This window comes from Paraburkholderia panacisoli (assembly GCF_008369935.1).
GTDB lineage: Bacteria > Pseudomonadota > Gammaproteobacteria > Burkholderiales > Burkholderiaceae > Paraburkholderia > Paraburkholderia panacisoli.
Genome location: NZ_VTUZ01000011.1, coordinates 87,794 through 107,056, shown reverse-complemented (window position 1 = coordinate 107,056; position 19,263 = coordinate 87,794). Strand labels below are relative to the sequence as shown.

The following is a 19,263-nucleotide window of genomic DNA, read 5'->3' as shown; positions in this document are numbered from 1 at the left end:
GCCGCGCTTTTGCTCAGCAACGCTGTTTCATCCGGTTGTCACAGCTTCGCGGCTAGGATCGGTGCTCGCGTGCGTCAAGCACACCCCCGGCAGCGCACGCTTGAGCGCGGGCAGCGCGATGCGCACGCGTAAGCGTTGGCGTTCTTCCATCCCCATACAACACCACCGGACATGTCGAACAGAAAAATCGTCAAGGCTTCGCCGCCCGATGATCAGGGCGCTTCCATCGTCTCGCGTCGTGGGTTCCTGAAGTTTGCCGGCGCATCCGGCCTCGCCACGGCGGCCAGCACGCTGGCATCGGCGGCGCGCGGCGCCAGCGGCAATGCACCCGATGGCACGCCCGAGCAGATCCATCTGACCTGGGGCAACGACCCGACGAGCGAGGTCACGGTGTCGTGGGCCTCGGTTGCGCCGGCGGTGAATCCGCAGGTGCGTATCGGCGGCGCGGACTCGAAGCGGCATACTGTGCACGCGGTCCAAAGCACGTATACGGATGGCATCAACGGCGAAGTCGTGTTTACCTATCACGCGCGTCTGCGTGATCTGAAAGCCGATACCAACTATCAGTACGAGGTGACGGCGGAGAATGACAGCAATGTGGCGCAGCCTTTCACCGCGAGCTTTCGCACCGCGCCGCGCGGCCGCGCGCCGTTTCGCTGGACGAGCTATGGCGATCTCGCGACGCCCAATACCGGCTGGGTGTTGTCGTCGCCGCAAAGCCGCTTCGCGGTGCAGGCGGTCGAGCGTTTCCAGCCGCTGTTCCATCTGCTCAACGGCGACCTCTGCTACGCCAATCTGAACCCGATGCAACAGCCGGAGGTGTGGCGCGACTTCGGCAACAACGCGCAGACGTCGGCGTCGAACCGCCCGTGGATGCCGTGTCCCGGCAACCACGAACTCGAATTTCACAATGGCGAGCAGGGCCTCGCGTCGTATCTCTCGCGCTATGCGCTGCCCGACAATCACTCGCGTTTCCAGGGGCGTTGGTACAGCTTCCGCGTGAGTTCCGTGCTGTTCATCTCGCTCGATGCGGACGATGTCGTCTATCAGGACGCGGCTGCGTTCGTTGCCGGACCGGCTTCGCTGGTGCCGGTCGCCAGCACCGGCAATCCGCCGATTCGACCGGGCACCTCGCTATACGTGCGCGGATATAGCGTCGGCGAACAGACGCGCTGGCTCGAGAAAGTCCTTCATCACGCCGCGCAGGACGACGACGTGGACTGGATCATCGTGCAGATGCATCAGGACGCGCTGAGTTCGTCGCAGACCGGCAACGGTTCGGACAAGGGGATCCGCGAAGCGTGGCTGCCGCTATTCGACCGATACGGCGTCGACCTGGTGCTGTGCGGCCACGATCACGACTACGAGCGCAGCTATCCCGTGCGCGGCTGCAATCACAACAAGGGCACCGACATCGCGACGGGCCGGCCGGTCGATACGTTGCAGCCGAAGCCGATCATGTCGGCGGTATCGTCGGGTGCGTCGACGTTCGATACGAGCCACGGCACGATTCACCTGATTCTCGGCGGTGGCGGCACGAGCGCGCCGCTGGACGTGTATGGCGTGGACATCGGCACGGGGCTGCCGCAGGCGCGCATTTTCACCCGGACCAATCGTCCGGTTCCCGCCGCGACAGCGGGGACCTTCACGCGGGCCAGTGCGGATGCGGTCGAAGACGCGATCTGGTCGGCGCAGCGCGACACCGGCACGGGCTACGGCATTGCGGTGTTCGATCACGATCCGGGGCAGCCTGGCGGCGAGACGACCATTACGATGAACTACTATCACGCGCCGGGCGCGGACCAAACGCCGACGCCGGACTATGAGTTGTTCGAGACGATCGAGTTGAAGAAGAAGCGGCGCGGATAAGAGCGGAATGAGCGGCGGGTTCGCGAGCCATCGTGATGCGGTGGTTCGCGAATTCGCCGTACGCATTTGAAATGCAGGTTATTTAGTGATCCAAATGAAATAAAGCGACAAACCTTTGCCTTATCGGCCAACCGCCAGACCTCACTGCGACCCGACGCGATCCCTCAAAACCGGCGCGATCATTTTGTTACACGTCTTACCGAGTCGACCTCTGGCAGTTACAAAAGCCTTTCGAAAGGCCGGTTATACTCGGCGCCGTCTCAAGAAAACAAAAGAGCCTCTTATGTCGAAGAAGATCATCCAGATGGTGGCCGTTGCTGCATTGACTGCTGCTGCATCGTTGTCGGCAGTTGCTGGCGATATGAACAACGCGCTTGGCGGCGCACTCGGCGGCGTGGCCGGCGCGGCGCTTGGTGGCGCGGTGGGCGGCAGCACGGGCGCCGTGATCGGCGGCGCGGTCGGCGGCGGAGCCGGCGGCGCGGTGACGTCGAATCGCCGCGAGCGCACGGGCGCGATCATCGGTGGCGCGCTGGGCGGCGGTGCGGGCACGGCGGCCGGCAATGCGATGGGCGGCCGTGGCGGCGGCCTGGTCGGCGCGGCGTTGGGCGGCGGCGCGGGTTCGGCACTCGGCGGAAACATCTCGCGTTCCAACTCCTATGCGAACGACTACTCGCACGGCTACCGTTCGGGCAAGCACCACAAGCATCGCCACTACGACTAAAAAAGCGCAAGCGGCGCATGACCTCGGCAATGCTCGCGCTCGGGTTACAAGGAAGCGCGAGCGTTGCATCGAGCGCATCCGTCGCAAGCGGGCTGGTCGATGAATGTCGGGCCGCGGAGATTCTATAATCGGGCGTACTTCAATTGCCCCATGAATCCATCCGCGCCCCACATGAGACCATCCGTCCGGACCTTGCCCGCTGTCGCTCTTCTCTGTGCATTCCCCGCCTTCGCCCAGCAATCGCCGCCTCACGACGAATTCTTCTGGCTCGGCGAAATCAACAAGGCCACGGTCGTCATCAACACCGACGAGGGGCTGCTCGACAAAGCGATGGCGCCGCGCCTCGCTGCGGGCGTGGCCAAGGTCATCGCCGATGGCAATCAGCCTGGCGCGAAACGTCCGCCTACGGTAATCACGTTCGAACCGCTGCTGATCAAGGCGGCGGGCGAGGACGTCACGCTGCTGCACGCCGGGCGCTCCAGCCAGGACATGCACGCGACGTATCGCTCGGCGATTCTTCGCGACGATCTGCTGAACCTCGCCGAGCAACTGAACACAACCACCGCGACGCTGGTTCGTCTCGCCGGCCAATACTCGGCGACTGTCGTGCCGAACTACACGAATGGCGTGGCGGCGCAGCCGAACAGCTACGGCCACTATCTGCTCGGATTCGCCGCCGGACTGGATCGCGACGCGCAGCGCATTCGTGAAGCGTATAAGCGTGTCGATCGGTCGTCGATGGGTACGACGGTGCTCAACGGCACGAGCTGGCCATTGGATCGCGAACGCATGGCGCACTATCTCGGCTTCAATGCGATCGTCGACAACGCGTATGACGCGTCGCAAATCTCATCCGTCGACGAACCCGTGGAAGCCAGTGCAATCGTCACCAGCGTGGCGCTGCACACAGGAAGCTTCATTCAGGACGTGATGACGCAATACGCCGAATCGCGGCCCTGGATTCTGTTGCAGGAGGGCGGCACCAACACCTACGTGTCGAGCGCGATGCCGCAAAAGCGCAATCCCGGACTATTGATCCGCACGCGCACGGACGCCTCCGCCGCGATATCGCAGGCCGAGGGCGTGGTTTGGGAGGCGCACAACCTGCCGCCTGGCATGAGCGATCCGAAAGACGTGAAGGCGAGCAGCGAGATGATCGAAAGCGGCATCGCCGCGCTCAAGGGTTGGCAAACGGTGATGAACGCACTCGTGATCAACCCCGAGCGCGCGCTCGAAGAACTGAATAGCGACTGGACCGCGTCACAGGAAATTGCCGATGACCTGATGCGCAAATACAAACTGCCGTTCCGGGTCGGCCATCACTTCGCGTCGAACGTCGTCGAGTATGCGCGGCAGAAGGACATCAAGCCGCTCGACTTCCCGTATGCGGACGCGCAGCGCATCTACAGGGAAACGGTGGCCGGCACACCCTATGCAGGCGATCTGCCGATGAGCGAAGCCGAATTCCGCTCTACGCTGAATCCGGTCGCCATCGTGAACAATCGCGCGACGACGGGCGGCCCGCAACCTGCCGAAATGGCGCGCATGCTGAAAGAGGCGAATGCGCGCGTCACGCAGCAGGATCGGTGGATCAAGGAGAACCGCGCGCATATCGCCGGTTCGCTGGCGAAGCTGGACGCCGATTTCGACAAGGTGCTCGGCGCTAGCAAATGAATCGCGAGGCGGCGCCTCGCGTTGCAGTGAATGCCGGATCGCGCTGCCACGCGTGCTCAGTGCTTGTCCACGAGCGGAAACGCAGCAGCGTCGCGCCCCGCACGCACCGAAGGCGCAGCAGCGGGCTTCAGCTTGTCGGCGAACGGCGCATCCGGCTTCATCATGAAGGTCAGCAGCACGCCGCAAGCCATCACGCCAATGGACAACAGGAAGGTCACATTCCAGTTGCCGAGGCGGTCGATCAGATAACCCGCCACCACCGGACTGACGATCGCCGCAGTGAAACCCGTCCCGCTCATGATGCCGCTCGCCGTGCCCGAGCGGTCATAAGCGATGTCCATAGGCACCGCCCACATCGGGCCGATATTCATTTCGTTGAAGAACATCGCGGCGGCGAGAAAAACCAGCGAGTACATCGGATCGTGAATCAGCACGACGGGGATCAGCGAGAGACCGGTCATCGTCATGCAGAACGCGACGAGGTAGCTGCGCGCGAGTTTCAGATTGCCCGTGCGCCGCAGCAGCCGATCGCTAATCAGCCCGCCGACCAGATCGCCGAACACGCCGGCAATGAATACGCCTGAGGTGAAGATGACCGCCTTCTTGATGTTCAGATGGAAGCTGTGCATGAAGTAGAGCGGCATCCAGTCGAGCATCAGCCAGAGAATCCAGTTGTAGCAGAAGTACACGGCGGACACCGGCAACAGCCGGCGGTAAAGCCGCGCCCACGTGCCCGGCGCTTCCACCGGACGAACCCGCGGCGGGGGCAGGCTGTCGATTTCCGCGGCGGTGATGCGCGGATGATCCGCGGGTTTTTCGGTGTACGTCACGCACCACAGCACCAGCCAGCCGAAACTCAGCGCGCCGAGCAGATAGAACGCAAAGCGCCAGTCGAACGCGGTCATCAGCGCCAGCACCAGCATCGGCGCAACCGCGTTGCCGAGCCGCGCCGACGAGTGCGTGATGCCTTGCGCCATGCCACGCCGGTCCTTTCTCACCCATGACGCCATCGCGCTGGTGGAAGCGGGGAATGTTGCGCCTTCGCCTAGACCGAGCAGGAGGCGCGCTGCGACCAGCGTCGTGAAGCCGCCCGCGAAACCGGTCAAAGTGGTCGCCACCGCCCAGATGAACGCGCAGGCGATCAGCGTGCGCTTCGCACCAAAACGGTCGCTCACCCAGCCGCCGATGAACTGGAACACCACATACGGATACGCGAACGCCGAGAAGATGAAGCCGAGTTGCGTGTTGCTCAGTCCAAGCTCGGATTTGAATTGCCCGGCTGCGGTGCTGATGTTGACGCGATCGACGTAGGTGATGAAGTACATCAGGCACAGCATCAGCAGCACGGTGGCCGTTGCCTTCGGTTGCAATCGTTTCATGTCTCACTCCACGTTGTTCATTTATTGTTATTTCGACGAACCCGAGGTGAACGCGAGCACGGCATCCCTGAAACGGGCGCTGCCGTACACCTCTTCGATCAAATCGTCGTCGTCCAGACGCTGTTCGACGACGATGCGGCGCAGGCTCTCCTTCACCGCTTTCTGCGTGACCGGCGACAGCGCGATGAGCCGTTGCGCGAGCGCATGCGCGGCATCCTGCAACGCATCCTGCGCGAAAACGCCATACATGTACCCGCATTCCAGCACTTCAGGAGCGCCGAGGTACTCGGCGAGCAGCAGCATCTTCTTGACGCGCGGCACGCCGAGCGCCGCCTGAAGCCGCGCGAGGTTGCGCGACGACAGCGTGTTGGACAGCGTCTTCGCGATCGGCGCGCCGAAGCGTGACGTGTCGCTGCACAGCCTGAAGTCGCAAGCCGTCGCGAGCGCGAGGCCGCCGCCCACCGCCCAACCGTCGATCACGGCGATGGTGGGCTTCGCAATGCGCTCCACCGTGTCGATCACGCGTTCGACGAAGGCCTCGTAGACGATGCCATCGCGGCCGTCGCGGAAGTCCTTGAAGTACGTGATATCGGTGCCGGCAATGAACGACTTGCCGCCCGCGCCGCGAAACAGGATGCAGCGCACGCCGCTGTTCTGTTCACACTGTGCGATCAACGTCAGCAAGGACTCGTACATGTCGAGCGTCATGGCGTTGTGCCGCTCGGGGCGGTCGATCACGATCTCCGCCGCGCCCGAGGAATGAATGATGAGTGTGACGGGTTCGCTCATGATGCGGTCCCGTTGATCTCGGCAAAGATCTCGTCGTTGTGCTCGCCGAGCAGCGGCGGATGACGGCGCACCGTTTGCGGCGTGCCGAGCATCTTGACCGGGAAGCCGATGTTCTTGACCTTGCCTTCGTTCGGATGGTCGATCTCCATGCACATGCGGCGGTGCGCGGCATGCTCGCTTTCGAACGCTTCGGGATAGGAGAGGATCGGGCCCGCGGGAATGCCGGTCGCGAGCATCGCGTCGACCCAGTCGGCGCTGTCGCGCTTCGCGAATTCCTGCTCCAGTACTTCGATCATCGCCTCACGGTTCTTCAGGCGCAGCGATACGGTTGCATAGTCAGCGTGTTGCACGAGGTCCGGGCGTTGCAGCAGTTCGCACAGCTTTGTCCACAGTTTCTGGTTCGTCGCGCCCATCACGAAGTAGCCGTCGCGCGCCTTCACCGCCTGATACGGCGCGCTCATCTTGTTGCTGGTGCCGAGCGGCGTCGGCGGCACGCCCGTGCCCCAGTACTCCGACATGTCCCAGATCGAGAAGGCCATCACCGAGTCGAACAGCGACGCATCGATGTGCTGACCCTCGCCGGTTTTCTGCGCGCCGATGTACGCCGACAGCAAGCCGTACACCGCGAACAGCGCGCAGCCGATGTCGGCCACCGGCACGCCCGCCTTGACGGGCTTGCCGCCCTTGTAGCCGGTCACGCTCATCACGCCGGACATGGCCTGCGCCATCAAGTCGAAGCCCGGCCGCGAGGCCCACGGTCCGCTTTGCCCGAAGCCGGAAATGCTGACGTAGACGATCTTCGGATTGATCTGCCTGATCGATTCATAGTCGATGCCCAGGCGCTGCACCACGCCGGGCCGGTAGTTTTCGACGATTACATCAGCCGTTTTGGCTAGCTCGTAGAAGAACTCGCGTCCTTCTTCGCTCTTCAGGTCGAGCGTCAGCGAGCGCTTGTTGCGGTTCATGTTCAGAAAGCCCATGCTGTCGGGGCCCTTCATCTTGAAGCCCATCGCGCCGCGGGTCTGATCGCCTTCCGGCGGCTCGACCTTGATCACGTCCGCCCCCATGTCGGCGAGCAGCATGCAGGCGAACGGGCCCGCCATCACCTGGCTCACGTCGAGCACGCGGATGCCTTGCAGCGGCAGATGTTTCGATTCGGTCATATCGAGGTTCTCTGGTTGAAGTGGTGGGGCTGACCGTGCGCTCACGTGGTCACGTGACGAACGGTTCGACGATGTCGGGAGGGGCGTGGTTGCGGGACCTGTGGTCAGCACGCGAGCGCTGCCTAGGTCTCGCAAGCGCGGATGAGGAAGTCGGGATAGTTGACGGCGCAGCGCGTGGGAATCGGCGCGCGGGACGTGCACGACGGCGCGTCGGCAGTTGCGCCGAGGCTAGGGGGCATCATCTCGTCTCCTGCATGATCGTTATGCCCCACTTTCGCCGACTGAAAACGCTGGCGCAAGAATGGTCCGGTCATGTCTGGTTTCGCGCATCGCGAAACCGGAGCGCGCGTGTCGAAGGTGTCGACTAAGCTGTATTGCCGAGCAAGCCGTTCACCACGTTGCGCAGCGTCTGCTCCTGCGCATGTCCTTCGACACACGAGAGCACATAGCCGCGCTGATGCCAGTCGCCCTGCAGCTCGGCGGACGCGAGCGCTGGCTCGGGATGAAAACTGCGCAGCACATCGGGCGGCATCAGGCCGACGCCGAGCCCATGGCGCACCATCGCGAGCATGGTGTCGAACCCGCTGACGGTGAAGTTGTTGGCAAATAACCGTCCACGGCTGCGATAGGCGCGCTGCACGGCCGACAACACTGCGGACCCCTTGCCGAGACTCACGATGGGCAGGTCGAGAATATCGTCGATCCCGATCGGTTCTTCGTGAAACTGGAAATGCGGGCGGCTGTAGACCAGCACGAGGCGGTCGTTCCTGTACGGCACCTGGGCGAGGTCCAGAAAGCCGCTCTTCTTCTCGTAGATTCCCACGTCGATCACTTTGTCGCGCAGCAGTTGCTGCACGATCTTGCTGTTCTCCTCGACGATCTTCAGCGTGATGCCGGGATACTTGCGCTGGATGTCGGAGATCTCACGCGCGAGAAACTGGATGACGACCGCCTTCGGTGCGCCGATGATGATGCGGCCGTCGAGGCCATGGTTGAGCGCTTGCGCGTCGCCTTCGAGCCGGTCGATCAGGTTGTCGATCTGCCGCACGTATTGCAGCAGCTTGCCGCCCGATTCGGTGATCTCGACGCCGTGCGGCACGCGCCTGAACAGCCGGGCGCCGAGTTGCTCCTCCAGGTCCGATACGCGCCGCGACGCGGCGGCCACGGCCAGGTTGAGCTTGTCGGCGGCGCGCGAGATGCTGCCTTCCTCGACGATCGCGAGGACCAGCCGGACGGTTGTCGTATCGAATTTCAATGGAGCTCCAGGACCTTATCGGATGGATCGCGATTGCTGCTGTTTCTTTTTGCGGTGACGGCGTGTACCAGCCATTCAATGCGATCGCGGCTCAAGCATGCAGAATCAGCTTCTGCACACGCCAGTTCAGCAATTCGGCGACGAACAACGTGTTCTCCGCCGGGCACGCCATCTGATGAATCCAGCCGAACTGCTTCGGCTGCTTGCCCGATTTGCCGAGCACACCGAGCACCTTGCCGTCGAGCGTCATCTTGTAGATGCGACCAGGAAACGCGTCCGCACTATAGAGCACCTGGTTCGGTCCCGGCGAGATGCAGATCGCCCACGGCGAGCCGGGGGCGAGCGTGCCGCCCGCGATCGCCGCTTCGTCCGGCATGTTGCCGATCGCCGGTCGTGCATCGGGTGGCACCGGCACGTCGATGGTGAATTGCCGCAGGAACGTGCCTTCGGTGTCGAACACCTGGATGCGCCGGTTGCTGCGGTCCGCGACGTAGACCTGGTCGTGCGCATCGACCGCGATGCTGTGCGGCGTATGAAACTGGCCCGGACCCGTGCCGCGGTCGCCCCATGACTTGACCCAGTTGCCGTCGCGATCGACCTTCGCGACGCGCGAATTGATATAGCCGTCGCTGATGTACGTATTGCCCGCGGCGTCCCACGCGACATCCGTCACCTGACGGAAGCGCCCGGGCTCGGAAGGCAGAGGCGGGTTGGGATGCTTGAGCGGAGCGGTTTCCTCGTCGGTGGCGTCCTGCTTGCGGCCGAACACCATCGCGACGCGTCCGTCCGGCGTGAACTTGATCACCATGTCGGAGCCTTTGTCCGTCACCCAGATGTTGTCTTGCCGGTCCACCTTGACCGAGTGTGCGAACGACCACGCATACAGGTTGTGGCCGATCTCGCGAACGAAGCGTCCGTCGGGCGCGAACTCGAGAAGCTGCGCGGCGGCAGCACCATATGCTGGCCCGGTGCTGTTGCCGCGCGACAGCACGAAGATATGCCCGTGCGAGTTGAGTGCGACGCCGGAGCATTCGCCGAAGTACGTGTCTTTAGGTAAATGAACGGGTTCGGCAATCGAGTCGTAAGGAATCGCCGGTGCCGCTTGCGTGTCCGCGAACGCCGCCGGCATTGCGAGCCCCGCGGCGGTGCCGGCGATCAGGCTCATGAAAGTCCTGCGACTCATTGCCCGATGCTCCGCGCTGCCGCAGCATGGACAAAACGACCCATATTGCTCGTTCATTCGATGTCTCCTGTGTCGACCAGAGTTAGCGCTTTAGCGCTTACTCTGGTCCCATGCAACCCAGTGGCGGTCGACCAGAGTTAGCGCTTTAGTGCTTACTCTGGTCCCATGCAACCCAGTTGCGGTCGACCAGAGTTAGCGCTTCAGTGCTTACTCTGGTCCCATGCAAGCCAGTTGCGGTTGACCAGAGTTAGCGCTTTAGCAACTCCTCTGGTCCCATGCAAGGTGGTCCGTCAGCTGCTCACGTACTCAAGCTCGAAACATGCAAAGCCACTCGTAGTGCACAAAGCGCTTAATAGCTAAGTGAGCGCGGCACGCGCGCTTGCAAACACGAATGCCCGCAAGCAAAGCGATCCTCTTTGCTACTATGTAAGACCGCGACCGCTTTTGAACCGTTGAACAAAGGAGATTCGAATGAGCAAGGGCTATTGGGTGACTTCCTATCGCAAGACGAACGACCCGGCAAAACTGGCCGCGTATGCGCAACTCGCCGCGCCTGCCTTGGCGGCTGCGGGCGGCAAGTTCATTGTGCGTGGCGTGGCGGACGAGGTTCGCGAGCAGGGCTTGAGCGAGCGCACCGTGGTCATCGAGTTTGCGACCTACGAAGCGGCGGTTGCTGCATATTCGAGCGATGCCTACAAGAAAGCGCTCGAAGCTTTGGGCGACGGCGTCGAGCGCGATCTGCGCATTGTGCGCGGCACCGAGTGATGCGCCGGATGCGGTCGGCAAAGTGCCTGGCCGCATCCCAGTGACGACTGTGCGGCGCCGTCAATGACGAGTTGCAGTAACGGGCCGCCGCACAGGCGAATTGAAGTTGTTATCAGAGCAGCACGAGCGTTACTTCACCGCCCCCAACGCCAGCCCCTTCACCAGATACCTCTGCAACCAGGCGAACACGATCGAAACCGGCAACGTCGCGCACAGCGTAGCAGCCATCACCAGATGCCACTGGACGACGTACTTGCCCGCGACCATGTCCGTCACCTGCACGGTGAGCGTCTTGTTCTCGGGCGAGCGGATCAGCGTATAGACCACCGCAAACTCGTTCCACGCGTTGATGAACGTGAAGATCGCGGTCACGACGATCGCCGGCACGGCCAGCGGCAGAAACACCTTGAACACGGCCTTGGTGCGCCCGCATCCTTCCAGCCACGCCGACTCTTCCAGATCCCGCGGCACCGTCTGAAAGTACGACGACAGCATCCACACCGCGAACGCGATATTGAAGGCCGCATACGAAACGATCACGCCGATCTTCTTGTCGACCAGGTTGCCGTCGCCGAACGGGATCATCGCGGCTAGCCGAAACAAACCGACCACGAGCAGGATAGGCGAGAGCATCTGCGTGACGAGCAGAAACTGCCGGTACAAGCCGCGTCCGCGAAACGGAAAGCGGGCGAGCGCATACGCGGCCGGCAAGCTCACCGCGAGCGCGAGCATGGTCGACAGCAGACTGATCACCGTGCTGTTGCGCAACGCCACGCCGAAGTTCGCCGCTTCCCACATGTCGACGAAATTGCGCCATTGCCAGTGCACGGGCAGCCAGCGCGCCGGATAGACGAAAATTTCCGAAGCCGGCTTCAACGCGGTGAACAGCATGACCGCGAACGGAAACAGCACGACCACCACCAGTGGCGACAGCGCGAGCCAGCACCACAGCGAGCGCTTCATCTTGGAGTCGAGCCTCATGACGGATCTCCTTCTTTCGCGGGCTGCAGGCGCAGATAGGCGATCGAGAAAACGAACAGCATGACGAGCATGATCAGCGACACCGCCGCAGCTTCGCCGGGACGCCCGAGCCGGAAGCCCAGCTCGTAGAGGTACGTGACGAGAATGTGCGTGCTGTTGTCGGGGCCGCCTTGCGTCATCACCCAGATGATCGGGAACGAGTTGAACACGTAGATCACGTTCAACAGGATCGTCATGTTGATGAACGGGCGCAAGAGCGGCATGGTCAGCTTGCGAAACTGCTGCCAGGCACTCGCGCCGTCGATACGCGCCGCCTCGTAGATGTCGCCCGGCACTGACGACAGGCCGCCCAGCAATATCGTCACCGTGAACGGAATCGACACCAGAATGCCGACGCCGATTTCCACCGGAAACGCCAGTTCCGGCGTGGCGAGCCAATGGATCGGACCGCCGATCAGGCCGAGCCTTTGCAACGTGACGTTGACCATCCCGTAGTCGTCGTTGAAGGCCCAGCGCCAGACCACGGCGGTCATCGTCAGGGAAACGGACCACGGCAGCATCACGATCGTGCGCGCCACGCCGCGTCCATGGAAATCCTGATTGAGCACCAGCGCGACCGGCACCGAGATCAGCACCGTGCCGCCGACCACGCACACGGTCCAGATGAGCGTGCGCCGCGTGGACGCGAGAAACACGGGGTCGTTGAAGACCGAGTAGAAGTTCTGCAGACCGGTGAAGTCGCGAATCGCGCCGAAACGCGACACCTCGTGCAGCGATTGCCACACGATGTTGAAAATCGGATAGCTGATGATGAACAGCGCGAGTACCAGGCTCGGCGCAATCAGCAACCAGGGTGCTTGCAAGCGCGAAGAAGCGGAACGGCTCATGCGTACTCGATCGTAAGACGCGTCCACACTAAAGCGCGGGCGCGTCGGGATGGGCCGGATAGTGCAGCAGGTGCATCACGGCCGAAACGCGCGCCGCCCTTGGCAATGGCCGCGCGCGTTCCGGGTTCAGCACATCACTTCGGTGTCACGGCTGAATCACTGCGGATCAATGACCGAGCGACTTGTTCGCTTGCGCGGCCGCCGCGTTCAACGCGTCAGCCGGCTGCGCCTTGCCGAGGTAGACCGATTGCATCGAGTCGGTCACGGCCTTCGCGGTGTCTTCCCAGCCGGTCACGGTCGGCGCGAAGTGAGCCGTCGGCAGCAGCGCGACGAACGCCTTGGTGTCCGGATCGTTGAACGCCGGGTCGGTTGCCTCAGCCTTGGTGGTCGGCAGGAAGCCTTCGGTCGTGGTGAACTCGACGCGCGGTTCCTTCGTGAACAGATAGTCGAGGAACTTCCACGCCGACTTCTTCACCTTCGAGTTCTTGAACATCACGATCGAATCCGTGACCGCATACGTGGCGTGCGTCGTGCCCATCGGAATCGGGTCGATGCCGTACTTCAGGTTCGGCGCTTCCTTCTTGATCTGCTTGGCGAGGAACGGCGCCGAAATCATCATCGCGACGCGACCCTGCTTGAACAGGTTCTGCACGTCTTCGCGGCTGTAGCCGGTCACGCCCGGTTGCGTCAGACCCTGGTCGATCATCGTCTTGTACAGCGTGGCCGCCTTGATGCCCGCCGGCGAATTGAACGCCGCCTTGCCGTCCTTGCCGACCACGTCGCCGCCATTGGTCCACAGCGCGTAGTAATAGTAGACGTCGGTTTCGATTTCCTTGCCTTGCAGACCGAAGCCGGCAATGCCCTGCGCTTTAAGTTTCTTCGACGCGTCGATCACGTCGTTCCAGGTCTTCGGGCCGTCGGGATAGCCGACCTTCGCGAGCAGGTCCTTGTTGTAGTAGAGGGCGCGTGCGGAAGCGGCGATCGGCAGGCCATAGGTCTTGCCGTTGATTTGACCCGGAGCCAGGAACGGACCGATGAAGCGGCTCTTGAAATTGGCGTCCATGTAGCCGTCGAGCGGCTCGGCCACGTCGTCCTTCACGAAGTCGAGCAGCCAGCGCGTGCCGACGATCGCGAGGTCGGCGTTGGCGTTGCCGGAGATGTCCGTTTGCAGCTTCTGTTGCAGCGTGTCCCAGTTCACGTCTTCGATCTTGATGGTCGTGCCGGGGTTGGCCTTCTCGAAGCTGCGGGCCATTTTTTCGAAGTACGGCGCGGTCGCGTCGCTGTAATGGGCGACAGTGACGCGGACCGTGTCGGCGTGAGCCGCGACGGCGATACCTGCAAACGCGAGCGCCACGGCAACTTTGCCGAGCGCGAGGGAAGCACGGGCATGCAACGACATTTCTCTCTCCTGTGTCGAACGGAGTGAGCGCTTTAGCGCTTACTCCGGTCCCATCTAACGATGGTGGGGTGGTCTGCTGCCGTCGCCGGCTGCTTTGGGTTAAATTGTTTGAAAAAATCCTACATGACGCAAAATAGCTTGTCACGTAGGGTCTGCGATATTTTTTCTCGGCCGGTTTTGTGCATAAGATGCTGTAAAGCAGGGGTATTTTGCATAATGCGATATCACGGATACCCAATCTTCGGGATTGCCTGATACCTTGGCACTGTCGGATTTGTAGGAAATTTACAGGGCGGTCCAGGCTGGATCTGGCGTCGGCGGCGAGACTCGGGAGCGAGGCGGATATGAATCGTGTGGTGTTGGTGACGGGCGCGTGCGGCGGAATCGGCAGCGTGTTGTGCAGGCGCTTCGTGGAGCAGGGCGACACGGTGCTGGCGCTCGACCTCGACACGGCCGCGCTGCAGGCACTGACCGAGCAACTAGGCGACGCACATGTCACGCCGGTCGCCGCCGATCTCGGCGATGCCGCTGCGGTCCAGCAAGCGGTGGCCGAGGCGGTCAGCAAGCGCGGTCCGGTGGACGTGATGGTCGCGAACGCGGGTGCGGCGTTGGGTACAACGCTCGCCACGACCGACGCCGCGAGCTGGCAGCGCGACGTCCACCTGAATCTGAACGGCACGTACCACACGGTGGAAGCGGTGCGGGCGTCGATGATCGAACGCCAGCGCGGCGTGCTGGTGCTGATCGGCTCGGTGAATGGTCTGGCGGCGCTCGGCCATCCGGCGTATAGCGCGGCGAAGGCCGGGTTGATCAGCTACACGAAGGCGCTCGCGATCGAGCTGGGGCGGTATGGCATTCGCGCCAACATCGTCTGTCCGGGCACGGTGAAGACGCAGGCGTGGCAGGCGCGCGTCGAAAAGAACCCACAGGTCTTCGAGGACCTGAAGAAGTGGTATCCGTTGCGCGACTTCGCGACGCCCGACGACATCGCCGACGCGGTGCTGTTTCTCGCGTCGCCGATGGCGCGCGTGATCACCGGCGTCGCGCTGCCGGTAGACGGCGGGTTGATGGCCGGTAATCGGTTGATGGCGGAAGAACTGACGCTCGAATCGCTCTGAGCCGCTTCACGCCACGTTCGGGCGCACCGCAGGCAAAAGGCGGCCGGGTCAACGCAGCAAGACAATGAGGACAGCATGGCAGCAGTGCAACTGAGCGGCATCTTCAAACGCTATGGCGACACCCAGGTGGTGCACGGCATCGATCTCGACATCGACGACGGCGAGTTCGTCGTGCTGGTCGGACCGTCGGGCTGCGGCAAGAGCACGCTGATGCGGATGGTGGCGGGACTCGCAGAGATCAGCGGCGGCGATCTGATGATCGGCGGCACGCGGGCGAACAGTCTGACGCCGCAGCAGCGCAATATCTCGATGGTGTTCCAGAGCTATGCGCTTTACCCGCATCTGTCGGTTTATGAAAACATCGCGTTTGGGCCGCGAATTCGTAAGGAATCCTCGGCGAGTTTCAAGCCGCGCATCGAAGCCGCCGCGAAGATGCTGAACCTCGGCGGCTATCTGGACCGCTTGCCGCGCGCGCTGTCGGGCGGTCAGCGGCAACGCGTGGCGATGGGCCGCGCGGTGGTGCGCGAGCCGTCGCTGTTCCTGTTCGACGAGCCGCTGTCGAATCTCGACGCCAAGCTGCGCGTGCAGATGCGCACGGAAATCAAGGCGCTGCATCAGCGGCTGAAGAACACGGTGATCTACGTCACCCACGATCAGATCGAAGCGATGACGATGGCCGACCGCATCGTGGTGATGAACGCGGGGCGTATCGAGCAGATTGGCCGGCCGCTGGAGCTTTACGATCATCCGGCGAATCTGTTCGTCGCGAGCTTCCTCGGCTCGCCGTCGATGAATTTTGCCGAAGGGGTGATCGTGAATCGCACGCAAGGAACGGGCCTCGCGCTGAAGCTCGCGGACGGCGCCGAGATCGTGCTGGAAAGCGTGCCGGCGACGGCCAAAGTCGGCGCGAAGGTCACGCTCGGCGTGCGGCCGGAGCACATCGAGACCATGGCACAGATGCCGGACGCCGCGATGGACGTCGAAGTGGTCGAGCCAACTGGCGCGGAGACGCACCTGTACGGGAAAATAGGCGGCAACACGTGGTGCGTGACGACTCGGCAGCGCTCGAAGGTGGAGCCCGGTCAGCGTGTCACGCTGCGTTTGCCGGCCGAACATATTCATCTGTTCGATACGGAGAGTGGACGCAGGCTGGCCTGAACCGCGTGTTGCCGCTTGAAGCCGATTCAAGCCGGTTGATGCTGATCGAAGCTGCGAGCGACGCGGATTCATTTAACCCTCAAGGAACACCGGGTGTCCGCACCGAACTTGATTCCCCACATCCGCAGCGCGCTTGCCAGTTTGCGGCCCGCCGAGCGCAAGGTCGCCGAGATGGTGCTGAGCGATGTCGACTTCGCGATGCGTGCGAGCATTACCGAACTCGCGCAGCGCGCGGAGGTGTCCGAGCCTTCCGTCACGCGCTTTTGCCGCGCGATCGGCGCGCACGGGCTGCGTGACTTCAAGATGCAACTGGCGCAAAGCGTGGCGGGTGGCGTGCCGTATGCGTCCACGGCGGTGGCGCGTGATGACGACGTGCAGACCTTGATGGACAAGGTCGGCGAGGCGGCGATCGAGGGCATCACGCATGCGCGCGGCGCGCTGGACCCGGCGGTGGTCGAAAGCGCGATCGCGGCGTTGTCGAGCGCGGGGCGGGTGTTTTTCTTCGGCGTGGGGTCCGGCTCGGGGCTCGTCGCGCAAGACGCGGCGTTGCGGTTCCTGCGGATCGACATCGCGTCGAGCGCTTTTACGGATGGTCATTTGCAGCGGCTTTACGCGGGCCTGATGGAACCGGGCGACGTGGCCTTTGCGATTTCGCATTCGGGGCGCAGCGTCGAAGTGAACGAAAGCATTCAGATCGCCAAGGAGCGCGGCGCGACCACGATCGCGCTGACCAATGTCGGCTCGCGGCTCGCGTGGCTCGTCGATATTCCGCTGCTGCTGCGCGTGCCGAGTCCGATCGATCCGAATACGCCGGGCGTGTCGCGGCTCGTGCAGTTGTGCATCATGGATGCGCTCGCGATCGGCGTGGCGCTGAAAGCCGGTCCGAAGACGCTCGAAAAGATGCGGCATGCGAAGGCAAGGTTGGCGTCGCACGAGCCGGAGGGGGCGGGGGACTGATTCGCCCGCGTTCTGCCGGGTTGCCGGGTGCGCTTACGCGATGTTGCCGCCCGTTGCCGCGATCCAGCCAAATCTGCGCGATAACCTCAGCGTCGCCGCGCGCAAGGTCTGCGCCGGTTTGCCCGTGGGTTCGCTATCGAAGCTGCCGCTCGGCCCCATCAGCGCGAGCACGAGGCAGATGCTGCCGGTATGGTCGAACACCGGCGCGGCCAACGTGCTGATGCCGGGCACCGGCCGGCTCAATGCCGTATCGATGCCGTCCGTGCGGACTTGCGCGAGTCGTTGCGCGTAAGCCTTGCTGGCGGGCGTGAACTCGGGCGCTGTGTCCGCACCGCTTGCCAGGGCCGCCGCTTTGTCTTGCGCAGCAGACCGCACCAACGCCGCCTCCCCAGTCAACGCATCCCCCGCCAGCCGCAGATGATCCTGCGCCAGCAGACCCGCTCGCACATCGTCCGCGACATGCGCCGCGAACACGCGGCCAATCGCCGTATTCACCAGCGACATCACCGAGCCGACCCGCAAGCTTACATGCAGCGGCCGCGCCGATTCCTCCAGGCGCACGACGGTCGGCCCGAGCGGCCCGAGCACCGCCATCGCGACGCTCATCCCCGTCGACGCCGCCAGCTCGACCACTTCGGGCTCCGCCTCCCGCGTCGGCGACAAGCGCTGCAGACCGATCAAACCCAGTTCGAGCGCGAGCGGCCCGGCTTCGAAACAGCCGGACCCATCGCGATCGAGCAAGCCGATTTTCAGCAGACTCACCAGATGCGGAAACGCCTTGGCCGGCGGCATGCCGGCCAGCGCCGCCAGATCGCGCAAGCTCAACGGGCGCGCTGCCGCGACCAGCGCGCTCAGCAACTCGCCCGTGCTGTCGAGCGACTGGATGCCGCGCTGCGGTTTCGCATCGGCGGAGGAATGGGAGTGGTCGGGAGAGTCGGTCACGATGGGGAAGAAGCTGTCATGGAAGGCGCGGCCGCGAGTTGCGCGCCGATGTCGCGGGTCGCGGCGAGCAGCGCGCGAGCAACCGGGCCGTCGGCGGCGACGTCGATCGCGCCGGTCGAGCCGATCACCGTCAACGCGAGCGACAAGCGGCCGTCGCCATCCCGCACCGGCGCGCTCAAACTGCTGATGCCGGGGCTCGGCGCATCCACGCTGGATTCGAGGCCACGCGTGCGAATCTCGTTCAATGCCGCCTCGAAGGCGTCGCGCTCGCCGGGCGGCGTCATCGCGCTATGTGCGGCGCCCGACTGATTCGCCCACATCGCGGCAAGAACATCGGCGGGCAAAAAGGCGCAAAACACACGTCCCGTCGATGTCGCCGGCAGCGACATCACCGTGCCCACATGCAAGTTGACGTGCAGCGGAAATCCGCCGTGCTCGTAGCGGACGATGGTCGGCCCCTGCGGCCCCGCAATGCAGATCGCGACGCTGAAGCCGATCGCCTCGGCCAGCGCGGCGACGCGCGGCACGGCGGCGCGAAACGCCGGCTGGTTTTCGAGGCGCAGCAAACCGAGCCGCAACGACAGCGGCCCCGGCTCATAACGGCCGGAGAGTTCGTCGCGCTTGATGAGACCCAGGCGGCTCAAGCTCACCAGATAGGCGTGCGCCTGGCCCGGCGCGATCTGCGCGGCGCTGGCGAGATCGGACAGCGCGAGCGGCGCGCGCGCCTGGGCGAGCGCCAACAACACGCGGCCGCCCACTTCGACGCTTTGAATGCCACGCTGCGTCTTGCCGCCGTCCGCCGTGTCGTCGCCGCGCACGCCTTTGCTCGTGGCTGGTTTCGCTGCTTTGCTCACACCCGCGCTCGTCTGTAAAAAGGGTCCATGTTAGCCGAATGGCCCGCGAATGGCCGCTCCATCCTGCTTCCATCTTATGCGCCCGTAAATTTGCGTATAGCGATACATTTCGCTATTGACAAATAAACTCGAGCCGTCCTAAGATGCATTCACCCCGACATACCGGCGC

Annotated in this window: 17 protein-coding genes; 7 read left to right on the top strand and 10 right to left on the bottom strand. The window is 63.5% G+C overall.

Translation table 11 applies throughout. From position 1 onward, the window contains the following. Positions 1–171: 171 nt before the first annotated feature. The 3 genes from FVF58_RS18200 (at position 172) to FVF58_RS18190 (ending at position 4,264) form a co-directional block, all read left to right on the top strand. On the top strand, positions 172–1,869 hold the full coding sequence (locus FVF58_RS18200; RefSeq protein WP_149671268.1) for a purple acid phosphatase family protein: 1,698 nt from the start codon (positions 172–174) through the stop codon (positions 1,867–1,869). Between the two features lie 283 nt (positions 1,870–2,152). Next, positions 2,153–2,590, top strand: coding sequence for a hypothetical protein (locus FVF58_RS18195; RefSeq protein ID WP_149671267.1), 438 nt, complete (start codon positions 2,153–2,155; stop codon positions 2,588–2,590). A gap of 171 nt (positions 2,591–2,761) precedes the next feature. After that, positions 2,762–4,264 carry an argininosuccinate lyase gene (locus FVF58_RS18190; protein ID WP_149671266.1) on the top strand — a complete coding sequence of 501 codons (1,503 nt, stop codon included), beginning with the start codon at positions 2,762–2,764 and terminating at the stop codon, positions 4,262–4,264. Between the two features lie 56 nt (positions 4,265–4,320). Here the strand turns inward: FVF58_RS18190 and FVF58_RS18185 are convergent, their stop codons facing one another. The 5 genes from FVF58_RS18185 to FVF58_RS18165 all read right to left on the bottom strand — a co-directional run bounded on the left by FVF58_RS18185 (position 4,321) and on the right by FVF58_RS18165 (position 10,090). After that, positions 4,321–5,643 (bottom strand): MFS transporter, encoded by a 1,323-nt coding sequence (locus FVF58_RS18185; protein ID WP_149671265.1) that lies wholly within the window; start codon positions 5,641–5,643, stop codon positions 4,321–4,323. A gap of 27 nt (positions 5,644–5,670) precedes the next feature. After that, on the bottom strand, positions 5,671–6,432 hold the full coding sequence (locus tag FVF58_RS18180) for an enoyl-CoA hydratase (RefSeq protein WP_149671264.1): 762 nt from the start codon (positions 6,430–6,432) through the stop codon (positions 5,671–5,673). Then, on the bottom strand, positions 6,429–7,595 hold the full coding sequence (locus tag FVF58_RS18175) for a CaiB/BaiF CoA transferase family protein (RefSeq protein WP_149671263.1): 1,167 nt from the start codon (positions 7,593–7,595) through the stop codon (positions 6,429–6,431). Before FVF58_RS18175 ends, FVF58_RS18180 begins: the two co-directional genes overlap by 4 nt. A 364-nt stretch (positions 7,596–7,959) precedes the next feature. Continuing rightward, on the bottom strand, positions 7,960–8,850 hold the full coding sequence (locus FVF58_RS18170; RefSeq protein WP_149671262.1) for a LysR family transcriptional regulator: 891 nt from the start codon (positions 8,848–8,850) through the stop codon (positions 7,960–7,962). A 91-nt stretch (positions 8,851–8,941) separates the two neighbouring features. Next, a complete protein-coding gene (locus FVF58_RS18165; RefSeq protein ID WP_149671261.1) occupies positions 8,942–10,090 on the bottom strand; it encodes a peptidyl-alpha-hydroxyglycine alpha-amidating lyase family protein in 1,149 nt (382 codons plus the stop codon). Positions 10,091–10,504: 414 nt separating this feature from the next. Here FVF58_RS18165 and FVF58_RS18160 point away from each other — a divergent pair, with 414 nt between their 5' ends. After that, positions 10,505–10,798 carry a DUF1330 domain-containing protein gene (locus FVF58_RS18160; RefSeq protein WP_149671260.1) on the top strand — a complete coding sequence of 98 codons (294 nt, stop codon included), beginning with the start codon at positions 10,505–10,507 and terminating at the stop codon, positions 10,796–10,798. 129 nt (positions 10,799–10,927) lie between these two features. On the opposite strand, the gene FVF58_RS18155 is transcribed toward FVF58_RS18160, so the two are convergent. The 3 genes from FVF58_RS18155 to FVF58_RS18145 all read right to left on the bottom strand — a co-directional run bounded on the left by FVF58_RS18155 (position 10,928) and on the right by FVF58_RS18145 (position 14,065). Next, the gene (locus FVF58_RS18155) at positions 10,928–11,779 is read right to left on the bottom strand and encodes a carbohydrate ABC transporter permease (RefSeq protein ID WP_149671259.1); all 852 of its coding nucleotides are present in this window, start codon (positions 11,777–11,779) and stop codon (positions 10,928–10,930) included. Then, the gene (locus FVF58_RS18150) at positions 11,776–12,666 is read right to left on the bottom strand and encodes a carbohydrate ABC transporter permease (protein WP_149671258.1); all 891 of its coding nucleotides are present in this window, start codon (positions 12,664–12,666) and stop codon (positions 11,776–11,778) included. The genes FVF58_RS18155 and FVF58_RS18150 overlap by 4 nt, the downstream gene beginning before the upstream one ends. 166 nt (positions 12,667–12,832) lie before the next feature. Then, positions 12,833–14,065 carry an ABC transporter substrate-binding protein gene (locus tag FVF58_RS18145; protein ID WP_149671257.1) on the bottom strand — a complete coding sequence of 411 codons (1,233 nt, stop codon included), beginning with the start codon at positions 14,063–14,065 and terminating at the stop codon, positions 12,833–12,835. Between the two features lie 344 nt (positions 14,066–14,409). On the opposite strand from FVF58_RS18145, the gene FVF58_RS18140 reads away from it, so the two are divergent. From FVF58_RS18140 to FVF58_RS18130, 3 genes are all read left to right on the top strand, one after another. Next, the gene (locus tag FVF58_RS18140) at positions 14,410–15,183 is read left to right on the top strand and encodes an SDR family oxidoreductase (RefSeq protein WP_149671256.1); all 774 of its coding nucleotides are present in this window, start codon (positions 14,410–14,412) and stop codon (positions 15,181–15,183) included. 75 nt (positions 15,184–15,258) lie between these two features. Further along, the gene (locus FVF58_RS18135) at positions 15,259–16,341 is read left to right on the top strand and encodes an ABC transporter ATP-binding protein (protein WP_149671255.1); all 1,083 of its coding nucleotides are present in this window, start codon (positions 15,259–15,261) and stop codon (positions 16,339–16,341) included. Positions 16,342–16,434: 93 nt separating this feature from the next. Next, on the top strand, positions 16,435–17,298 hold the full coding sequence (locus tag FVF58_RS18130) for a MurR/RpiR family transcriptional regulator (protein WP_149671254.1): 864 nt from the start codon (positions 16,435–16,437) through the stop codon (positions 17,296–17,298). 33 nt (positions 17,299–17,331) lie between these two features. Here FVF58_RS18130 and FVF58_RS18125 read toward each other — a convergent pair whose 3' ends face one another. Then, a complete protein-coding gene (locus FVF58_RS18125) occupies positions 17,332–18,240 on the bottom strand; it encodes an IclR family transcriptional regulator (protein ID WP_149671253.1) in 909 nt (302 codons plus the stop codon). Then, on the bottom strand, positions 18,237–19,094 hold the full coding sequence (locus FVF58_RS18120; RefSeq protein ID WP_149671252.1) for an IclR family transcriptional regulator: 858 nt from the start codon (positions 19,092–19,094) through the stop codon (positions 18,237–18,239). Before FVF58_RS18120 ends, FVF58_RS18125 begins: the two co-directional genes overlap by 4 nt. Positions 19,095–19,263: the final 169 nt, after the last annotated feature.